At 66.6% G+C, this 19,865-nt stretch carries 13 protein-coding genes and 1 tRNA gene; 8 read left to right on the top strand and 6 right to left on the bottom strand.

Annotated elements, in window-relative coordinates:
• Positions 1-121: 121 nt before the first annotated feature.
• Positions 122-1,432: an HlyD family type I secretion periplasmic adaptor subunit gene (locus OM960_RS03440; protein ID WP_263335616.1), complete on the bottom strand. Its 1,311-nt coding sequence runs from the start codon at positions 1,430-1,432 to the stop codon at positions 122-124.
• Positions 1,432-3,156, bottom strand: coding sequence for a type I secretion system permease/ATPase (locus tag OM960_RS03435; RefSeq protein WP_263335618.1), 1,725 nt, complete (start codon positions 3,154-3,156; stop codon positions 1,432-1,434). The genes OM960_RS03440 and OM960_RS03435 overlap by 1 nt, the downstream gene beginning before the upstream one ends.
• A 419-nt stretch (positions 3,157-3,575) precedes the next feature.
• Between OM960_RS03435 and OM960_RS03430 the strand changes: the two genes are divergently transcribed.
• Positions 3,576-5,597 (top strand): DEAD/DEAH box helicase, encoded by a 2,022-nt coding sequence (locus OM960_RS03430; protein ID WP_264771070.1) that lies wholly within the window; start codon positions 3,576-3,578, stop codon positions 5,595-5,597.
• A gap of 26 nt (positions 5,598-5,623) precedes the next feature.
• On the opposite strand, the gene OM960_RS03425 is transcribed toward OM960_RS03430, so the two are convergent.
• A complete protein-coding gene (locus OM960_RS03425; protein WP_264771069.1) occupies positions 5,624-10,456 on the bottom strand; it encodes an NAD-glutamate dehydrogenase in 4,833 nt (1,610 codons plus the stop codon).
• A gap of 298 nt (positions 10,457-10,754) precedes the next feature.
• Between OM960_RS03425 and OM960_RS03420 the strand changes: the two genes are divergently transcribed.
• On the top strand, positions 10,755-12,068 hold the full coding sequence (locus OM960_RS03420) for an alpha/beta hydrolase (protein ID WP_263335620.1): 1,314 nt from the start codon (positions 10,755-10,757) through the stop codon (positions 12,066-12,068).
• A 290-nt stretch (positions 12,069-12,358) separates the two neighbouring features.
• On the opposite strand, the gene OM960_RS03415 is transcribed toward OM960_RS03420, so the two are convergent.
• Positions 12,359-12,435 (bottom strand) — tRNA-Arg (locus OM960_RS03415).
• Positions 12,436-12,530: 95 nt separating this feature from the next.
• Positions 12,531-13,931, bottom strand: a complete 1,401-nt coding sequence (locus OM960_RS03410) for a sensor histidine kinase (protein ID WP_263335623.1) — start codon at positions 13,929-13,931, stop codon at positions 12,531-12,533.
• Positions 13,932-14,225: 294 nt separating this feature from the next.
• Here OM960_RS03410 and rpmH point away from each other — a divergent pair, with 294 nt between their 5' ends.
• Genes rpmH through OM960_RS03390 form a run of 4 tightly spaced genes read left to right on the top strand, consistent with a single transcriptional unit; the run spans position 14,226 to position 16,122 of the window.
• On the top strand, positions 14,226-14,360 hold the full coding sequence (gene rpmH / locus OM960_RS03405; protein WP_128186791.1) for a 50S ribosomal protein L34: 135 nt from the start codon (positions 14,226-14,228) through the stop codon (positions 14,358-14,360).
• Positions 14,361-14,382: 22 nt separating this feature from the next.
• Positions 14,383-14,802, top strand: a complete 420-nt coding sequence (gene rnpA / locus OM960_RS03400; RefSeq protein ID WP_264771068.1) for a ribonuclease P protein component — start codon at positions 14,383-14,385, stop codon at positions 14,800-14,802.
• Positions 14,799-15,029: a membrane protein insertion efficiency factor YidD gene (yidD, locus tag OM960_RS03395; RefSeq protein ID WP_263335630.1), complete on the top strand. Its 231-nt coding sequence runs from the start codon at positions 14,799-14,801 to the stop codon at positions 15,027-15,029. Before rnpA ends, yidD begins: the two co-directional genes overlap by 4 nt.
• A 40-nt stretch (positions 15,030-15,069) precedes the next feature.
• Positions 15,070-16,122: a PLP-dependent cysteine synthase family protein gene (locus OM960_RS03390; protein ID WP_263335632.1), complete on the top strand. Its 1,053-nt coding sequence runs from the start codon at positions 15,070-15,072 to the stop codon at positions 16,120-16,122.
• 7 nt (positions 16,123-16,129) lie between these two features.
• Here OM960_RS03390 and OM960_RS03385 read toward each other — a convergent pair whose 3' ends face one another.
• Positions 16,130-17,080 (bottom strand): alpha/beta hydrolase, encoded by a 951-nt coding sequence (locus OM960_RS03385; protein ID WP_264771067.1) that lies wholly within the window; start codon positions 17,078-17,080, stop codon positions 16,130-16,132.
• 118 nt (positions 17,081-17,198) lie between these two features.
• Here OM960_RS03385 and ttcA point away from each other — a divergent pair, with 118 nt between their 5' ends.
• Entirely contained in the window at positions 17,199-18,077 is an 879-nt protein-coding gene (gene ttcA, locus OM960_RS03380) for a tRNA 2-thiocytidine(32) synthetase TtcA (protein WP_264771129.1), read from the top strand.
• A 75-nt stretch (positions 18,078-18,152) separates the two neighbouring features.
• Entirely contained in the window at positions 18,153-19,673 is a 1,521-nt protein-coding gene (locus OM960_RS03375) for a putative bifunctional diguanylate cyclase/phosphodiesterase (RefSeq protein ID WP_264771066.1), read from the top strand.
• Positions 19,674-19,865 lie beyond the last annotated feature (192 nt).

Genomic DNA, 19,865 nt, shown 5'->3' with positions numbered 1-19,865 from the left:
TCGTTGTCGGCTCACACCCCGAGCGACGTCGAGCAAGGCCGCGCCGGACGTGGAGCGATCCCGAGATCCGTTGCGGGCTTCCCGTCGCGTCGGGTGCCCGCAGGGCTAGTGCCCGCCGCCTTCAGCTTTCGCGAAATGCCCGGTTGAAGTAATTGACCATGGGGCGGGTCAGGTAGGATAGCGGCGTTCGATCGCCAGTCCGCAAGAAACTCTCGACCGGCATCCCGGGGAGAAGCGTCAGGTCGGGCCGGTCCTCGAACGCGTTCGGATCGGGCGTCAGGATCGCCTCGTAGTATTGTGCGCCGGTCTTCTCGTCGGTCACAGCGTCGGCCGAAACGCGGCTCACGGTTCCGTGCACTTCCGGGGTCGTGCGGCTGTCGAAGGTCGTGAAGCGGAGGATCACGTCCTGGCCGGGTTGAACCTGATCGATATGGACCGGGTTGATGCGCGCTTTCACCTGCAGCGGTTGGTCGCCCTGTACGATGTACATCATCGGCTCGGCCGCGCGGATCACGGACTGGAGCGCGAAGACCCGCGAGTCGAAGACCACGCCGTCGACAGGCGCCCGGACATCGAGACGGGTGAGACGTACCTGCAGACTCAGGCGCCGCTCCTGGAGCTCGATCTCGGCGTATTGGAGATCGCGTATCTGGGTGATCGCGTCTTCGCGCTGGCGGTCGGAGAGCTTCAGGATCTCGATCTCGGTGGCCGAAATCCTCGCGCGCGCCTCGGCTGTCGACGAGGTGAGGCGGCCGATCTCGCCCTGAAGCCGCGCTTCCTCACGGCGCAGTTCAAGCACGCGTGACGCCGAAACGAGCCCCTTGTCGAAAAGCGCGCTCTGGTTGCGCAGTTCCTCCGCGATCAGGACGAGCTGCCGCTTCAGCGCCACAAGCTGCGCCGCGACGCCTTCGATCTGGTTCTCGATCTGCCGTACCTGCTCCCGTAGCCCGTCGGTTTCCTTGGCGATCGAGTCGCGGCGCGCCAGGAAGAGCGATTTCTGACCCCTGATCTGGCCTTCGACCCAAACCGGATCGAGTGCAGCGAAACTGTCGTCGATGGTGAAGACCGGCGCTTCCAGGTTGTCGCGTTCCGCTTCCAGTCGCGCCCGTCGCACGAATATCTCCAGCAGTTGGCGCTCGACCGTCGACAGTTCGGAGCGCAGGAACGTGCCATCGAAGCGAACGACTATGTCGCCCTGCCGGACCATGTCTCCATCGCGCGCGAGGATGTTGCCGACCACGCCGCCATCGGGATGCTGGATCACCTGCTGGTTCGACTGCACCACGAGGACTCCGGGCGCGACCACCGCGCCCGCGATACTCGTCCCGACACTCCAGGCGCCGATCCCCCCGGTCAGCATCGCCAATGCGGCGAATCCGATGACGAGCGGCAGACGCGCGCTCCACCGGGCGCGGTTCGGATCTTGCGTCATCACGGCGCCCTCCGGGTGACCACACGTTGCACGTCACTCGCATTGCGGATCATCGACTTGATGATCTCGTCGCGTGGGCCGTAGGCGGCCACCCTGCCTCCATCGAGGATCAGGAGCCGGTCGCAGGCCGAAATGGCCGTCGGCCGGTGCGTCATGATGACAACCGCGCGCTGGTCGGCTTTCATGGCCTCGATCACGGCGTTCAGCGCCTCGGAGCCTTCGGCGTCGAGCGCTGAATTCGGCTCGTCGAGAACCAGGAGAACCGGGTCGGCGTAAAGGGCGCGGGCAAGCGCGACACGCTGCTTCTGACCGCCCGAAAGCTGTGCATCGGATTCGCCGGTCCGGGTATCGTAGCCGTTGGGAAGCCCGAGAATGATCTCGTGTGCGCGGGCCTTCATGGCGGCGGCCAGCACCCGGTCGGTGTCCGGATCGGGCGCCATATGCGCGATGTTCTCCGCCACCGTCCCGTCGAAGAGCCGGATTTCCTGTGGCAGATAGCCGATGAACTGGCCGAGCCGCTCGGGCCCGTACTGATCGAGCGTCGCGCCGTCGAGCCTGACGACCCCCGATTGCGGCGCCACGAGGCCGAGGATCACCCGCGCCAGCGAGGTTTTCCCCGACCCGCTCTTGCCGATGACGCCGATCGCTTCGCCGGGCGCGACGTCGAGGCTGACCCCCTGCAGGACCGGCCGGTCCGACCCGCGGACCGCGACGTTGATGCCCCGGACCTCAAGCCGCGCGGCCGGCGCAGGAAGCTGGGTCGGTTCGTCGCGCGCGGGAACCGCGGACAGAAATCCGCCGAGGGCGGTCCATCCGGCGCGCGCCCGCTGCACAACCGGCCATTGCGAAACCGCCAGTTCGATCGGCGCCAGCGCCCGGCCGAGCAGGATCGACCCCGCGATCATCGCGCCGGCCGTCAGTTCGCCCTGCAGCACCAGCCAGGCGCCGAGCGCCAGGATCGCCGATTGCAGGAACAGGCGGAACGCCTTGGTGAAGGCGCTGAAACTGCCGGTCCAGTCATTCGCCCGGATCGTCCCGTCGAGCGCCGCATCCTGAAGGCTGGTCCACCGCCGGACCATGTTGCCGACCATTCCCTGCGCCCAGATGAGCTCGCCCGCCCCTTCGGATTGCTTGGAGAAGTTCAGCGCCACGATGGACTGCTTCTGGGCCTCGGCGACCTTCTTCGCGGTAATGAGCTGGTTCAGAAGCGTCGCCAGAATGAGACAGGTGCCGCCCGCGACCGCGAGCCAGCCGAGATAGGGATGGAAGATGAAAATTGCCGTCAGGAAGACAGGCGTCCACGGCAGATCGAACAGCGCGAGCAGGACCGGCGCGGTGAAGAAGGTCCGGATGGAATCGAGATCCTGCGTCGCCCTGATCCCTCCCTTGCCACGGTGATGGAGTGCTACATCCTCGAGAACCGCGCGGAAGACGCGGTCGTCGAGCGAGGCCTGGAAGCGGGCCCCGACGCGAGACATCACCCGGCCGCGCGCGAATTCCAGAAGCCCGTAGAGGGCGAAGAGGCCGGCAACGAGGATGGACAGCGCGACCAGCGTCTCTTCCGATCGCGATCCCAGCACCCGGTCATAGATCTGAAGCATGAAGAGCGGACCCGTCAGCATCAGGAGGTTGGTGAAAACGCTGAAGATGAGGGTCGCAAGAAAGAGCCCCCGGCTGCCGGCCCGCGCCAGCGAGGGTTCGCGATGTGAAATCCTTCCGGCCATACAGAACACCCGTTAATCGCGTCGTGCCGGTTGCCGGCCACGACATTGGTACTTGGTCACGCGTATCGTTCGTGTTTTCGCGTCCAGCGACGTTCGTTCCGAATAGAACCCGCCCCCTCCCGCATATGCAGCAATCAAATTAATAAATGGGCCATCAGAACATCACTAACCGGACAATTACGTAGGCTGTCCCAAAGGCGCTCGTGAGTCAAATGCTCACCGATTCGCGCTCCGATCCGATCCGGCCATTCCCGCGGGCGTGGCGACCCGCGATCCTAACCGCCATCGCCGGTCAAATCGCGGGACGTGGCGCAACAACCATAGGCATCCGCCGCAAATGCTGTTAGGGGGACTGGTCTCGCGCGGCCATGACCGCGCCCAATGGCGGCATCCGCCACAGCTCCACGGACCCTTCCTGCATGATTGCCCCCCTTTCCGACGCGCTCGCCGAACGAGGCTATGACACACTCACCCCGGTGCAGCAGGCGGTCGCCGACCCCGACCTTGCCACATCGGATCTGCTGGTCTCCGCGCAGACGGGTTCGGGCAAGACCGTGGGCTTCGGCCTTGCGATTGCCCCGACGATCCTCGGCGAGGCCGTGCATTTCGGCCCGGCGGCCGCTCCGCTGGCACTTGTCATCGCACCGACGCGCGAACTTGCCTTCCAGGTGATGCGCGAGCTCGGGTGGCTCTACGCGAAGACCGGGGCGCGGGTCACCTCCTGCGTCGGCGGGATGGACGCGCGCGAGGAACGGCGGGCGCTGGACCGGGGGGCGCATATCGTCGTCGGCACGCCGGGGCGGCTGCGCGACCACATCGAGCGCGGCTCTCTCGACATGAGCGGGCTTCGCGCGGTCGTGCTCGACGAGGCCGACGAGATGCTCGACCTCGGCTTCCGCGAGGATCTCGAATTCATGCTCGGCCAGGCACCGGAGGACCGGCGCACGCTGCTGTTCTCGGCCACCGTTTCACCGGGGATCGCGAAGCTCGCCGGCCAGTACCAGCGCGACGCGCGCCGGATCAGCACCATCGGCAGCGCCGAGCAGCACGCCGACATCACCTACCAGGCGGTGCGGGTCGCCGCCTCGGACAGCGAGCACGCGATCTTCAACCTGCTGAGGTTCCGCGACGACGAAAGCGCCATCGTCTTCGCCAACACGCGGGCCGCCGTGAGCCACCTCACCGCGCGGCTCGCCAATCGCGGCTTCGCCGTCGTGAGCCTTTCGGGCGAGCTGAGCCAGAGCGAGCGCACCCATGCGCTTCAGGCGATGCGCGACGGCCGGGCGCGGATCTGCGTCGCCACCGACGTCGCGGCGCGCGGCATCGACCTGCCCAACCTCAACCTCGTGATCCATGCCGACCTGCCGACCAATACCGAGAGCCTGCTGCACCGCTCCGGCCGGACCGGCCGCGCCGGGCGCAAGGGCATCTCGGCGCTCATCGTGCCGCCCAAGGCGGCGAAGAAGACCGAGCGCCTCCTGCAATGGGCCAAGATCAAGGCGGAGTGGTGCGTCGCCCCCTCCGCCGAGGACATCTTCCGCCGCGATGAGGAACGGCTTCTGGCCGATCCCGCATGGGACCAGCCCGCGACCGAGGCCCAGGCCGCCTTCGCCGCGCGGCTTCTCGCGCGTCACAGCGCCGAGGCGATCGCCGCGGCCTACCTGCGGCTTTACCATTCCCGCCAGTCGGCGCCGGAAGAACTGCTGCCGCCCGACACGAAATCCGCGCCGCGAGACCACGCCGATTTCGGCCCGCGCCGCTGGTTCGCGCTTTCGGTCGGCCGGGACGACCAGGCGGAGGCGCGCTGGATCCTGCCGCTCCTGTGCCGGGCGGGCAACCTCGACCGGTCGGCCATCGGCGCCATCAGGGTGCAGGCGTCGGAGACATTGGTCGAGATTGCCGAGCGCAGCGTCGGTGTGTTCTTGGCGGCCCTCGGCCCGGATCGGGTACTGGAACGGGGAATCACCGTCCGGCAGTTCGATGAGGCGCCCGATCAGCCCCCGGCGGGCCATGCTCCGAAAAGGGAGCGCGCCCCGTTCCGCGAGGAACGCAAGGAGCGCAAACCCAAGTTCGGCGAGAGCAAACCCTGGCCGGGCAAGAATGTCGCGCCGCGCAGGGAGGAGCCGACCGCCGTCGGCGGCGCGGAGCGGGAGCACGCCTCGACGACGGTACGCAAGCCCAACGAAAGCGACGGCAAGCCGGTGCGGGAAGGCAAGGCCGCACCGGCGAAGGGCAAGATGTACAAGACGCAAGGGGGCAAGGACTGGGCCAAGCCCGCCAGCAAGGCGAAGGGCAAAACGGCCAAGACGCCTCCGGCGGAACGCGACGCATCCGAACGGTCGGCGCCTGTGCGGCATGCCAAGGCAGGCCCGCGAAAGCCGGGCAAGAAGGGACCGAACCGCGACGGCGGCCACAAGCCGCCCCACCGGGGCAAGCGTTAGGATCGCGAGGCGGGCGTCCCGCGCGCCTAGCCCTTGCTGACCGCCCTCAGCTGCGACGATGCCGCCGCCAGCTTGGCGACGCTGAGAGCACCGCTCGCGCGCAGTTCGGCCATCATCCGGTCGGCGCGCGCGGCGGCCTCCGCGTTTGCCTCGATCCATTTGGTGACGCTCGACGCGCCGGGCTTCGTCCCCTCGACGGCCAGAGCGGCCGCGCCGATCGCCGACTGCTGGGTGCGCAGTTCGGCCATCAGGCGGCCGAGCGCGATGCGCTCCCAATGGTCGGTGGGCTCGATCTGGCGCGAGACGGACCGCAGCCAGTCGAGGCCGAAACGCGCGCCGGCGGCAAAGTAGTTCGCGGCCACGTCCGCAACGTCGCGTCCGAGCGTCGCGGCCACCTCGACGATGTCCAGGGCACCGCCGAGAAGCTCCAGCCGCGCGATCTTTTCGGCCAGCGCCTTCGGTGCCTCCGCCTTTGTCAGCTCCTTGGTGCGCTGCGTAAGGCGTGTCTTGGAGAACTCGGCGATCATCTCATGCGCCGTCGCGGCGACTTCGGCGACGCCCGGGCCGTAGAGCTTGATCGCGTCCTGAACCGGCCCGTCGCCGCCTTGCAGCAACCGCAGGCTCTGGGCGGCAACCATATCCGACAGCGCCAGATGCATCTGGACCTGGGTCAAAGCCGGCGCCTTGTTGTCCAGCGCATTGACCTCGGCGGCGATGGCCGGAAGGCCGAACACCTCGCGCGCGATGATGAAGGCGCGCACGATCTGCCCGACCGACGCCCCGGTTTCCTCGTTCAGACGATGAAAGAGCGACGGCCCCGCTTCATTGACGAAGGCGTTCGCGGCAACCGTCGCGATGATCTCGCGCCGGAGCCGGTGGGTTTCGAGCGCCGCCTTGTACTTGACCCGGATCGGGCCCGGCATGTAGTTGGTCAGCAGCCGTTCCATGAAAGGATCGTCCGGCAGATCCGAGCCGAGCAGTTCCGAAAAGACGTTGATCTTGGCGTAGGCGACCAGAACCGCGATTTCCGGGCGTGTCAGCCCCCGGCCGTCCTTGCGGCGTTCGGCAAGCTCCTCGTCGGTCGGCAGAAGCTCCACCACCCGGTCGAGCAGGCCGCGCCCCTCCAGCGCCCGCATGAACCGCGCGTGATCTTCCAGAAGCGCCGGCGCCCGCGCCTCGACGAGCGAGATTGCCAGCGTCTGGTTGTAGTTCGTCTGCAGGACCAGCTCGGCCACCTCGTCGGTCATCTTGGCGAGGAGCGCGTTGCGCTGCTTGTCGGTCATGTCGCCGGCGCCGACGACCGCGCCCAGCGCGATCTTGATGTTGACCTCGTGGTCCGAACAATCGACGCCGGCGGAATTGTCGACGGCATCAGTGTTGATCTTGACGCCACGGCCCGAAAGCTCGATACGGCCGCGCTGCGTGACACCGAGATTGGCGCCCTCGCCGACGACGCGGGCACGCACTTCGTCCGCGTCGACCCGTGTCGCATCGTTCGCGCGGTCGCCGGCATCGGAATGGGTTTCCTCGGACGCCTTGATGTAGGTGCCGATCCCGCCGAACCACAAGAGGTCCGCCGGCGCCTTCAGAAGCGCATGGATCAATTGGAAAGGCGTGACGCGGTCGGACTTGAGGCCGGTCAGCTCCCGGATCTCGGGCGTGAGCGTGATCGACTTCGAAGACCGCGAGAAGACCCCGCCGCCCTTCGAGATCAGCTTGGCATCGTAGTCCTGCCAACTTGACCGCGGCAGTGCGAACATGCGGGTCCGTTCGGCAAAGCTCTTGGCCGGGTCGGGGCTCGGGTCGATGAAAATGTCGCGGTGGTCGAAGGCCGCGACCAGCTTGATCTGGTCGCTGAGCAGCATGCCGTTGCCGAACACGTCACCGGACATGTCGCCGCAGCCGATCACGGTGAAGGGTTGCTTCTGGACGTCGTGGCCGAGCTCGCGGAAATGGCGCTTCACGGCTTCCCAAGCCCCCTTCGCGGTGATGCCCATGCCCTTGTGGTCGTAGCCGTTCGAGCCGCCCGAGGCGAAGGCGTCGCCCAGCCAGAACCCGTATTCCGCCGCCATCCCGTTGGCGATGTCCGAGAACGTCGCCGTGCCCTTGTCGGCCGCGACCACCAGATAGGGATCGTCGCCGTCCCGGCGCACGACCGCCTCCGGGGGCACGACATCCTGGCCGTCGAGATTGTCGGTGATGTCCAGAAGCCCCGACAGGAAGGTCTTGTAGCTGCGGATCGCCTCGGCGAGCACCTCGTCGCGACTGCCGCCCGCCGGCAGGGCCTTCGGCAGGAAGCCGCCCTTGGAGCCGAAGGGCACGATGACCGCGTTCTTGACCTGCTGCGCCTTCACGAGACCGAGCACCTCGGTGCGGTAGTCTTCCTTGCGGTCCGACCAGCGCAGCCCGCCGCGCGCCACCGGGCCGCCGCGCAGATGCACACCTTCGATCCATGTGGAATAGACGAAGATCTCGCGCCACGGACGCGGCTGCGGAAGCTCGTCCAGCGCCGCGCTGTCGAACTTGAACGAAACGTAGCCCTTCGGCTGCCCGTCCGCGCCAAGCTGGTAGTAGTTTGTGCGCAGCGTCGCCTGGATGGCATTGCGGAACCGGCGCAGGATGCTGTCCACGTCGAGGCTCGCGACGGCCTCGAGGGCCGTCTCGATCTCGTCCGCGATGCCGGCCGCCTTGGCCTCGCGCGAAGCGGGATCGCCGCCCTCGGCCGGGTCGAACATCGCATGGAACAAGGCAACCAGCGATCTCGCGATAGCCGGATTGTCGGCAAGTGCGTCTTCCATGTAGTCGATGGAATAGGGAATGCGCGCCTGGCGCAGAAAGCGGCTGTAGGCGCGCAGCGCCATCGTTTCGCGAACGCTTGTCCCGGCCAGAAGCACGAGCCGGTTGAGGGGATCGTCGTCGGCCTCGCGCGACCACACCGCCGTGAAGGTCCGTTCCAGCTTATCGCGCAGTTCGGACAGGACGAATGTGCTGCCATCGGCCGACTGCATGAAGAAATCGTGCACCCAGATATCCTGCTCGGCGCGGGTGACCTTGAACGGGTGCTCCTCGAGAACCCGGAACCCCATGTTCTCAAGCACGGGAAGGCAATCCGAAAGGGGCACCGCCGGCCCGAGGTGATAGAGCTTGAACCGCACCGACGTGTCCGGGTCCTCGAGGCGGCGGTAGAACTTCAGCGCCAGCGGCCTGTCCCCGGTCAGCTCTTCCATCTTCGCGATGTCGGCGATCGCGGTCACGGTGCTGTTGGCATCGCGATAGCCGTGGGCAAAGCCCTGGTGGTAGAGCGCATGGAGCCGGTTGCCCTCATGCTCGCCCAGCTTCTCGATCAGGCCGTCGCGCAGGACATCGCCCCAGCTTCGCACCGCGCCGACGATCTGTTGTTCGATCGCCGCGATGTCGTAGTCAGGCGCGCCGCCGGGCTTCAGCGCGACGACAAAATGCACGCGCGCCAGGGCCTCGTTGCTGAAAGACGGCGTCCAGGTGGCCACGCGGCCATTGAGCGTCTCGGCCAGGATATCGCCGATCTTGATCCTGAGCTCGGTGTTGTAGCGTTCGCGCGGCACATAGACGAGGCACGACACGAACCGGCCGAAACGGTCGGGCCGCACGAACAGCCGGGTCCGCGGCCGGGTCGCCAGGTGCAGCACGCCGACGACGTTGTCCTGGAACCTCTGGTCATCGGCGCTCTGGAACAACTCGTCGCGCGGATAGGTTTCCAGCACGTTGGTCAGCGCCTTCGCGTCATGGCTGTTCGGGGCAAAGCCGGCGCGGGCGACGATCCTTTCCACCTTCTGACGCAGCAGGGGAATCGCGCGGGGGCTTCGGTTGTAGGCCGCCGAGGTGAAATGGCCGACGAAAAGATGCTCGCCGATCACGCGCCCCTTGGCGTCGTAATGCTTGACCCCGATCAGGTCGAAATGCGCCGTCCGATGCACCGTCGAGCGCCGATTCGCCTTCAGGATGAGAAGCGGCGAGTCGTCGGTAACGAAGGCGTCCATGTCGGGCGACCAGTGCGCGTAATTGCCACTGGCATCGCGCAGGACCGAATAGTCCGGATCGCGCATCAACCCGAGGCCGGAGCCATCGACTGTATCGGACCCGAGCTCGCGCCCCTCGCCTATCCTGTATTCCCGGTATCCAAGGAAGGTGAAATGGTCCTGAGCGAGCCATTCCAGGAACTCGATCACCTCGGCGGTCACGCTGGCGATGCCCTTCGGAGCATCCTTGCGCAGAGCGCCCACCACGTCGGACAGTTTGCCCAGGATCGGCTTCCAGTCGGTGACCGCGACGCGCACGTCGGCCAGGACCTGGAGCAACTCCGCTTCCAGCGTCTTCAGGATCTTGTCATCCGCGATCTGATCGACCTGCACCTGGATCACCGACTCGCGCATCGCGCCCTTGGCGTCCGGGCCGGTCAGCCCGGTCAGCGCGCCCTTGGCGTCGCGGGTAACCGTCAAAACCGGGTGCAGCAGCGCGTGGATGCCGATGCTCCGCTCGGTCAGGAAGGCCGTCAGCGAGTCGACAAGGAACGGCATGTCGTCATTCACGACCTCGAGCACGCTATGCGGCGAAGCCCAGCCGTGTTCGGTCATGCCCGGATTGTAGAACCGGACATGCGGTGCGCCGGGTTTGCGGACGGCGCAGAATTTCCAGAGCGCCAGAGATGCCGCGTAGAGCTGCTCGGACCCGGCGCCGAGCACCTCGTCGAGCGAGACATTGGCATAAAGCTGATCCAGGGCCTTAAGGAAGCTCTCGCGTTCCGCCTTGCCGAGCCGCTCGGCGCCGATCTCGCGAACCGCCTGGAGTTTTTCGGTCAGAAGGCTTTGATCTTTCTGGCCCAAGGCTTGTCCCCCGCTGCTTGCATGTCTGTTACGCCGCAGGGAATCTCACCCTGTCTGGGGTCCGGGATCGCTGCGACCTTTCTGGGCAGGTTCAGGTTGTGCCGCAATTGCGCTTGGCGTCAAGTTCCGCGTTCCGACAAGGCCGATCGCCGCCATCGGCGCTCCCTTTCCCGACGCGCAGTCAAGCCGAAAACCGGCTGTACTCAGTGCCCGGAAACTTGACGCCGGTCAGTTTTACGGCCCAACCTCAACAGGCCCGACAGAACGCACGCAGTCCGGACCACAAACGGGGAAGACCGTGAAAGCAGAACAAATTGTCGCGACGATATCGCATGTGGCGCTCGTGGTTTCCACATTTCTCCTCGCGGCATGCGGCCCCAATATCTACGACGTGGTCGAGCTCATGCCGTCGCCGACGATCTACGCAGAGGCCAATGCCGACCCCTTCGAAGGCGTCAACGCCGGAAACGTGTACGACCGCGCCAAGCTCTTCTACGCGACGGACAGGGCACCTTCGGGACGGGATGATCCGCAAGCGTATTACTCGAACGAGCGAGGACACGTCCTGCGGGGCGGCGTCGCCAGGGTTAGGATCGACCCGCCGCTCGACACCTGGGCTGATATCCGGCGGGTGACCCTGGTGAGCGACCGCGACGCGACCTACAGGCTGCGGCTGTCCGAGGTGCAGGAGTTCGGCGTCTTTCCCTTTAGCCTCACGCGTTACTTCGCGGATGCACCCTCGCAACAGGAGATGCAGTCCGCCGGTCGCGAGTTCGCCGCCCAGATCGACGCGCAACTGGCGAGGTCCCGAAACAAGGACATCTTCATCTACACCCACGGCTACAACGTGGACTTCGACTACTCGACCCTTGTCTCCAAGGAGTTGCAGCACTTCCTGGGGTATCAGGGCGCCTTCGTCAGCTACAACTGGACGGCGACACCAAGCCGGTTCGCCTATTTCCGGGACCAGGAATCTGTTCTTTCGACACGCCGCAATCTGCGGTCACTGATTGAATACCTGTCGGCGAATACCCGTGCGCGCCGCATCCACCTCGTGGGCTACAGTGCCGGCACACGGCTCGCGTTCGAAGCCGCCTATCAGATCGCGCTCCAGCCCGAACCGAAACCCCGGCTGGGACGGCTGATCCTGATCGGGAGCGATCTCGACGCCTCCTTCGTGCTGCAGGCGCTCGAGGACGGTCTTATGGATGCAGTCGAGGACGTGACGTTCTATCAGTCGCAGACCGACTCGGCGCTCGCCATGTCGCGCTTCGTTTTCGGGCGCCAACGGATCGGCCAGACGGCAACGAAAGGTACGGTTGCTCGGTCGATCGCGGAGGGCCTGGCGAAGACCGACGGCCTGCACATCATCGATGTAACCGCCGCCGAGGCGGCAGATACGGGCAACGGCCACTGGTACTTCCGGTCCTCGCCCTGGGCCAGCAGCGACCTGTTCATTTCGCTGCTGACAGACCGAAATCCAGGCCAGCGCGGTCTGGTACGCGCGCCAGGTGAGGTGGTCTGGAGATTCCCGCCCAACTACCCGGAAATCTTGAAGTCTCGGAAATCAGTTGCGACCGCGTCGACGCTGCGGAACGCACAACCGTTCTAGTCGCGTCCGTCGAACCTGGACCGGCGACTCACTGCGGATATCCGAGAGGTTTCCTTGCAGAGATCACTCTGCAGCCGTAACCAATTGTTGGTGCCGGCGCGGTCAGCCGGCCTCGGGAAGATAGGCCACGACTTGCCGCAACATCTGCCAGAACGCCTCGGGGCGCACCGCTGTCTTGAGACAGGGCGCACTTACAATACGACGGCGACGGGCACGCCGCCATGCTGGCGCAATAGCGCTGTCGCACAAAGGGAGGATCGTCCCTGCAAACGATTGTAATTCAGGAAAAATGGCGCACCCGAAGAGATTCGAACTCCTGACCCCCAGATTCGTAGTCTGGTGCTCTATCCAGCTGAGCTACGGGTGCGTGGCGTGGCATTTAGCTGCCCGTTCGCGGCAATGCAAGGGCAAACCTCGCGAAATCGACACGAAGATTGCAGGAGCTTTCAAAGCGCGCTGCGGTCAGTGCACGGCCGAAGGGACAAGCTCGCGCGGCAGGTGGATCATGAACTCGGAGCCCTCGGAATCGGAGCGCACCAGCTCCAGCCGCCCGCCGTGGCCGCGGACGAGTTCCGCCGAAATCGCGAGACCGAGGCCGCTGCCGCCCTTGCGGGTGCCGCCCTGGAACGGCTGGAACAGGTGCTCACGCGCGCGCTCGGGCAGGCCGGGACCGGTGTCGCCGACCCGGATCCACCAGCCCTGGTCGTCCTCGCCGGCGGCGATCTCGATCGTGCCGGCGGTTCCGGTCGCCTCGATCGCCTGCCGCGCGTTGCGCACGAGGTTGGTGAGAACCCGGTGCAACTGCTCGTGATCGGCGCGGATCGAGAGATTGGCGGGAACGTCGGTCACGAACTCGGCGCCGGATGCTTCCGACGCCAGCGTCTCGCTTTCGACCACGTCCTTGACGAGCGTCGACAACATGAAGCGGGTCAGCACCGGCGGCGGCTCCTCGGCTTTGCCAAAGACGAGCGTCGATTCGCAGAGGCCGACGGCCCGGCTGATCGAATTCACGAGCTTCGGCGCGGCGCGCTTGACCATCGGGTCGGCGCTCGACTCCATCCGGTCGGCGAAGAGCTGCGCGGTGGTGAGGATATTGCGCAGGTCATGGCTGATCTTCGCCACCGCGCCGCCCAGCTGGGCCAGCCGATCCTTCTGCCGGAGCGCGCCGGTCAGCTGGCGCTGCATCGACTGCAGCGCCTCCTCGGCCTCGCGCAGTTCGACCACGCGCGCCTGCGGCTCGATGAAGCGGCGGGCATCCTCGGGGGCCTCGGCATAGACGCTCATGTGGCTGACGACCCGGTGAATCGGCGCGACCAGAAGCCGCCGTACAGCGAGGAAGAGAAGGACGGCCGTCACGCCGGAGATCACCAGCGACAGCAGGAAGATCCGGAACCCGTACTCGATCATCGCGGTCCGCAGCGGCGCGGTCTCCATCGTCGCCTCGATCAGGAGGCCGGCTTGGCGCACCGGCGCGCCGATCACCCGGATGATTCGGTTCCTGGGATCGACGAGGGTCACCAAAGCATCGCGGATCAGCTCCCAGGCCGGGGCGTCGCGCAGGTCGTAGCTCGCCTCGATCGGCGCGGGGATCGGCGAGGAGAGGACGAGCTGGCGCACCTCGTCGCGGCGCAGGACGACGTTGAACACCTCGGCATTGTCGAGAAGCTCGCGTTCGAGGTTCGCGTCGATCATCTCGTCGGTGGCCAGAAGCGCGAGCGAGGCAATCTGGGCGCGTTCGAGACGCGACAGGATGTAGTCCTCGCGAAACCGCGCCACCGACGGCACGAAGATCAGCACTTCGGCCAGCATGACGAAGAGCATCGTCAGGAGCAGGAAGCGGCCGGACAGTGTGTTGAACAACATCAAACGATTCCGTTTCCGACGTCCGCTATCCATGCCCCGGGGTGCAATTTCCGATTGTGCAATCCTTCGTCCGATCCGAAGATAGCCCTTCGCTGCGGCGTGTTAAACCTCCGATTGCCGAAGTCGTTCTGGCGACACGCGAAATCCGCCCTGACGATTCGGGGCCCACGACGAGGAAAAAACTCCGCCGCCCGAGTTGACTTGATGCGCGGGCCCGTCTAATAGCCGGGCTTCGAATGACAGCGGCCTTCGAATCCCGAAGGGTTTGGGCCGCCCCCAACCGGAGTTGAAGCGATGAAGCGCACGTTCCAGCCGTCGAACCTCGTTCGCGCCCGCCGTCACGGTTTCCGTGCGCGCATGGCGACCAAGGGTGGCCGCAAGGTGCTGAACGCCCGCCGCGCCAAGGGCCGCAAGGTCCTGTCGGCCTGAGGCCAGCCCGACCGCAATCGGCATGACACCGCCGGAGGCACCCGTGCAAGGCCCAATCGGCCGGGGCACGGAAACGCCGCCGGCGGTTTCCGTTTGCCTGATATTGTCCAAACGCGCCGATTTCCTGCGCGCCGCGCAGGCCCGCCGCCAGGGCACGCCGGCCTTCCTCCTCCAGGCCCGCCAGCGCCGCGAGGGGGAGGCCGATCCGCAGGTGATCCGCGTCGGTTTCACCTGCTCGAAGAAACTCGGCAATGCCGTGGCCCGCAACCGTGCCAAGCGGCGGCTCAGGGAAATCGCCCGCGCCGTGCTTCCGGCGCAGGGTCAGCCCGGCTGGGACTATGTGCTCGTCGGCCGCCCTGAAGCTACCGCGACCCGCGATTTCGCGCTGATGCGCGCCGATCTTGAGCGCGCGCTCCGCCAGATCCACGGGGCCGGAAAATGACCCCGCTCGCCCATCTCCTCGCCCTGCCGGTGCGCGCCTACCGGCTCCTTCTCAGCCCCTGGCTCGGCCATTCCTGCCGCTACCAGCCGACCTGCTCGGCCTATGCGCTCGAGGCGCTCGAAAAACATGGCGGGCTAAAGGGCGGATGGCTCGCCGCGCGGCGCATTGGCCGTTGCCATCCCTGGGGCGGTTCGGGCTACGATCCGGTACCAGACAAGAAAAAGTGACGGGCGCCGCGTCGCGTGACCGCCCGCGGGGAGGACAGCAATGCGGTCGTGGATGCATGAGGCGATCAACCGGATCGAGGCGGATTTCCAGCGCTCGGCCGACACCCATCTCTTCCGGCTCGACCTACCGGGGATCGAGGGCGTCGATCTCTATCTCAAGGACGAGAGCACACATCCGACCGGCAGCCTCAAGCATCGGCTTGCGCGGTCGCTCTTCCTCTACGCACTCTGCAACGGCAAGCTCCGCGAGGGCCGGCCGGTGATCGAGGCCTCCTCGGGCTCGACCGCGGTCTCGGAGGCCTATTTTGCGAGGATGCTCGGCCTGCCGTTCGTCGCCGTGATGCCGAAGAGCACGGCGCGCAGCAAGATCGCGCTGATCGAGTTCTACGGCGGGCGCTGCCATTTCGTCGACAGTGCGCCCGAGATGCACGACGCCGCCGTGGCACTGGCCGCCGAGACCGGCGGCCATTTCATGGACCAGTTCATGTATGCCGAACGCGCCACCGACTGGCGCGGCAACAACAACATCGCCGAGAGCATCTTCACCCAGATGGCGCGCGAACCGCATCCCGTCCCCGCCGCCATCGTGATGAGCGCCGGGACCGGCGGCACCTCGGCCACGCTCGGGCGCTATGTGCGCTACCGCGGCTACGACACCGAGCTGGTCGTCGTCGATCCCGAGAACTCGGTCTTCTACGACAGCTACATGACCGGCGACCGCACGCTCAGGCGCGCCTGTTCGAGCCGGATCGAGGGGATCGGCCGTCCGAAGGTCGAGCCCTCGTTCCAGCATGACGTGATCGACCGCATGATCCAGGTGCCCGACGCCGCGAGCGTAGCGACGATCCACTGGCTCGAGGAGCGGATCGGCCGCAAGGCCGGGGCCTCCACCGGCACCAATCTCTGGGGGGCGCTCGTGGTCGCGCGCGAGATGATGGCAGCGGGGCGCAAGGGCTCCATCGTCACGCTGATGTGCGACAGCGGGCGACGATATCTCGACACCTATTACGACCCGGACTGGGTCGCGCGCTGCCTGGGCGACCTTGGATCCTATCGTGGCCAGTTGCCCGGCGAGGATGCCGGCCCGATCTGAGCGGCCGTCACGGCGCCTTCAGCGCGAGGTTGCCGAGCGTCGTCGGCGCCCGGGTCGGAAACTCGTGGCGGTCGAGCTGGCCGGAAATTGCCAAGTGGACGTCCTGCATGAAGACCGCATCGTCGAAATACCAGGTATGCCCGGCGGTGATCCCGGTGCCGTAGAGGTGCTGGTTCGCCCGGAAATGCGCGCCGCAATAGACGTTCACGGCCTTCGCGACCGGCGGCTCGTCCAACCCCACGCGCCCCGCCCGCCGCGCCACGCCAATCCGCTTCACCGCCGAGATCGAAAGCACTTCGTCGAGGGGATTGTAGTAGTTCGTAAGCCGCACGCAGTGGCGGTAGAGCGAAGAGGACTTCGGATTGCCATCGTCCAGCGACTGGACCGAGACGTCGGCAGCGAAGAGCAGGACCTGGCTGACCGACCAGTTGTGCGCTGCGACCGCCATCCGGTCGTCGGCATCGTCGAAGGCCTCTCGCACGACGTAGGCCCCCGTCGAATGTGCGAGTACATGCATGTCGATGCGGCAGTCGGGTTCCTGCAGCCTGGCGAAAGGAGCGATGCCCTCGGTCACCAGCTGGTGCGCCGCGCTCTTCGCGTCGTCGCGGTCCTCGAGGTAGTTCAGCGCGGAATCCGCGCTCGGCCAGTCGAAGCTGACCACGATGCCCGCGAACCCCTGCGCCGCCAGCGCCGCGCGGATCTTGCGATGGCGTTCGAGAACCAGCGCCTGGGAATTGTTGAAGCCGTGGACGTAGAACACGATGTCGCCCTTGGTCAGGCCGCTCGGCGTTCCGCCCCTGGCCGCCTCCATCACCGCGCGGCGCCACGCGGTCTTGGCGATTCTGTGGGACCAGAGGATGTCGCCGGAGGTCTCGGGAACCGCCACGAAGTGGCTCGCTGCCGGTTCGTCGCCGAATGAATCGCCCTTCTTGGTGCGGGCCACGAAGAGATAGTCCATCGTCTCCTCCCTTGTCGCCGTTCCGGATCTTCACAGGATGCCACCGCCGGGCGCATTCTCAAAATCCGCGCCCCGACGCCAGCTTGCCCGAACCCCGCCGATGGAGTATCGCAGCGCCATGTTCGACGAAGCCGACGATATCCATCCGCTGTTCCACGGCGCGCCCGCCTCGACGGAGTTCAAGGAGCTGCGCAAGCGGATCGTGCGCGAGGTGCGCGAGGCGATCGAGGCCTACGGCATGATCGAGCGCGGCGCTCGCTGGCTCGTCTGCCTCTCGGGCGGCAAGGACAGCTACACGCTTCTCGCAGTGCTCCACGAGCTGAAATGGCGCGGCCTCCTGCCGGTCGAGCTTCTGGCCTGCAACCTCGACCAGGGTCAGCCGGGCTTTCCGGCCACCGTGCTGCCGGAGTTTTTGACGAAGATGGGCGTCACCCATCGGATCGAGTACGCCGACACCTATTCCATTGTCACCGACAAGATCGCGCCGGGCGGCACGATGTGCTCGCTCTGCTCACGGCTGAGGCGCGGCAACCTTTATCGCATCGCGCGCGAGGAAGGCTGCTCGGCGGTGGTCCTCGGCCATCACCGCGACGACATTCTCGAAACCTTCTTCATGAACCTCTTCCACGGCGGGCGGCTCGCCACGATGCCGCCGAAGCTCGTGAACGAGGATGGCGATCTCTTCGTCTACCGGCCGCTGGCCTTCGTCGCCGAGGCCGATTGCGAGAAGTTCGCCCGCGCGATGAACTATCCGATCATTCCTTGCGACCTCTGCGGCTCGCAGGACGGGTTGCAGCGCCAGCAGGTCAAGCAGATCCTCGATGGCTGGGAGGCGCGCAGCCCCGGCCGCCGTCAGGTGATGTTCCGGGCGCTGATGAACGCCCGGCCCTCGCATCTGCTCGACCCGAAACTCTTCGATTTCGCCGGGCTCGCGCTCGGAGACCCGGATGCGGCGAATTCTAACGAAAACGGCTTCAGATTGCCCGGGCGCGATTAATCTTCCGGTCATGCCGACGGCATAGCGTCGGCGCGACGAGGCCCGGATGGCGGGCCGAAACGGAAGGAACCTGCCATGTTCCGACAGGGTCGCGGCGAATACTGGCGACACCGCGCCGCGCGGCTGATCCAGCCGGATTACCTCGCCCTGGCTCCGGCTCTCGTGCTCGGCTGGCTGTGGTTCGGCCCCGAAGGCGCCGCGATCGCCGCCGCGGGCCTCCCCGCGGTCTGGCTCGCGCGGCGTCCCGCGCGTGCCGGCGGGACAGGATGCGTGCCTCCGGTCGGGACGGATCGCGACGCGATCATCGCGGCGCTCGACCACGCCTATGAGGCCGAGGAGGCGACAGGAAAGAGGTCCGCCTGCCTCGTGGTCGGGCTCGACGAACCGGAAAGGCTGACCGAGACCTACGGGCTGACGGCGCTCGACCGGGTGTTGTCGCGGCTCACGGAGCGGCTCGGCGGCGTTCTGCGCGAGCAGGATGAGATGGCGCGGATCGACGGCAACCGGTTCGCGGTCGCCCTGGCGCCCGCACGTCGGCTGGACCTGGAGACCGTGATCCAGATCGCGGGCCGGCTGAAGTCCGCCGTGGCCGAGCCGGTCAGCATCGACGCCGCCACGGCCTATGTCACCGCCTCGGTGGGCTTTTGCCTGAGCGCGCGGTCGCCGGCACGCTCGGGAACGGATCTGCTCACGGCGGCGGAACTGGCGCAGGAAGAGGCAATCCGCAACGGCCCCGCAGCGATCCGCGCCTATTCGGCCGATATCGGCCGGGCCGCGCGCGACCGCGACGCGCTGTCCGACCGGATCGAGGCGGCGCTGGAGACCGGCGAGATCGTGGCTTATTTCCAGCCGCAACTTTCGACCGATACCGGGGATGTCGACGGGTTCGAGGCGCTCGCCCGCTGGCAACATCCCGAACGCGGCGTGTTGCCGCCCGCCGAATTCCTGCCGGTCGTGCAGGCCGCAGGTCTTGGGGAGCGGCTCGGCGAGGTCATCCTCGGCCACTCGCTGGCGGCCTTGCGCGGCTGGGACAGGGCCGGGATCAAGGTGCCGAGCGTGTCCGTCAACTTCGCGAGGGCGGAGCTGTGCAATCCGAGCCTTGTCGCGAAGCTGAAATGGGAGCTTGACCGGTTTGACTTGGCTCCCCGGCGGCTTACGGTCGAGGTTCTGGAGTCGGTCGTGGCGGAAGCCGGCAACGATCTCGTCGTGCGCAATATCGCCGCACTGGCAGAACTCGGCTGCGGGATCGATCTCGATGACTTCGGCACCGGGCATGCCTCGCTGGCCGCGATACGCCGCTTTTCCGTGCAGCGGATCAAGATCGACCGCTCCTATGTCACCCGCGTCGACCTGGACCCTTCGCAGCAGCGGATGGTCACGGCGGTTCTGTCGATGGCCGATCGGCTCGGCATCAAGACGCTGGCCGAAGGTGTCGAAACGATCGGTGAGCACGCGCTTCTAGCGCAGCTTGGCTGCAGCCACGTCCAGGGCTTCGCGATCGCGCGGCCCATGCCGTACCAGGCGACCGCAGAGTGGCTGCGAAAGCACCGGTCCAAGCTAACGGCAACGCCCGGCATGTCGCGTCGCTCGGGCTGAGGCCGCCCGGCTACCACGGCCGGCCTAGGCCGCCGCCGCCACGCCGCGACGAAAGTAGCTGTGGCCCCGGGGCGCCCGGGTTCGGCGAGATCGTCAGTTCGAATGGACCGGAGGAAAACTGGCCGCCGCCGCCGCGGAGCCCGACGCAACGGGTTCGAATACCGGATCGGGGCCAGTGCAATCAGGGGAAAA

Origin of the sequence: Defluviimonas salinarum, assembly GCF_026013545.1 — a bacterium.
In the GTDB taxonomy this organism is placed as follows: domain Bacteria; phylum Pseudomonadota; class Alphaproteobacteria; order Rhodobacterales; family Rhodobacteraceae; genus Albidovulum; species Albidovulum salinarum.
This window is presented reverse-complemented; position numbering and strand designations above follow the sequence as displayed.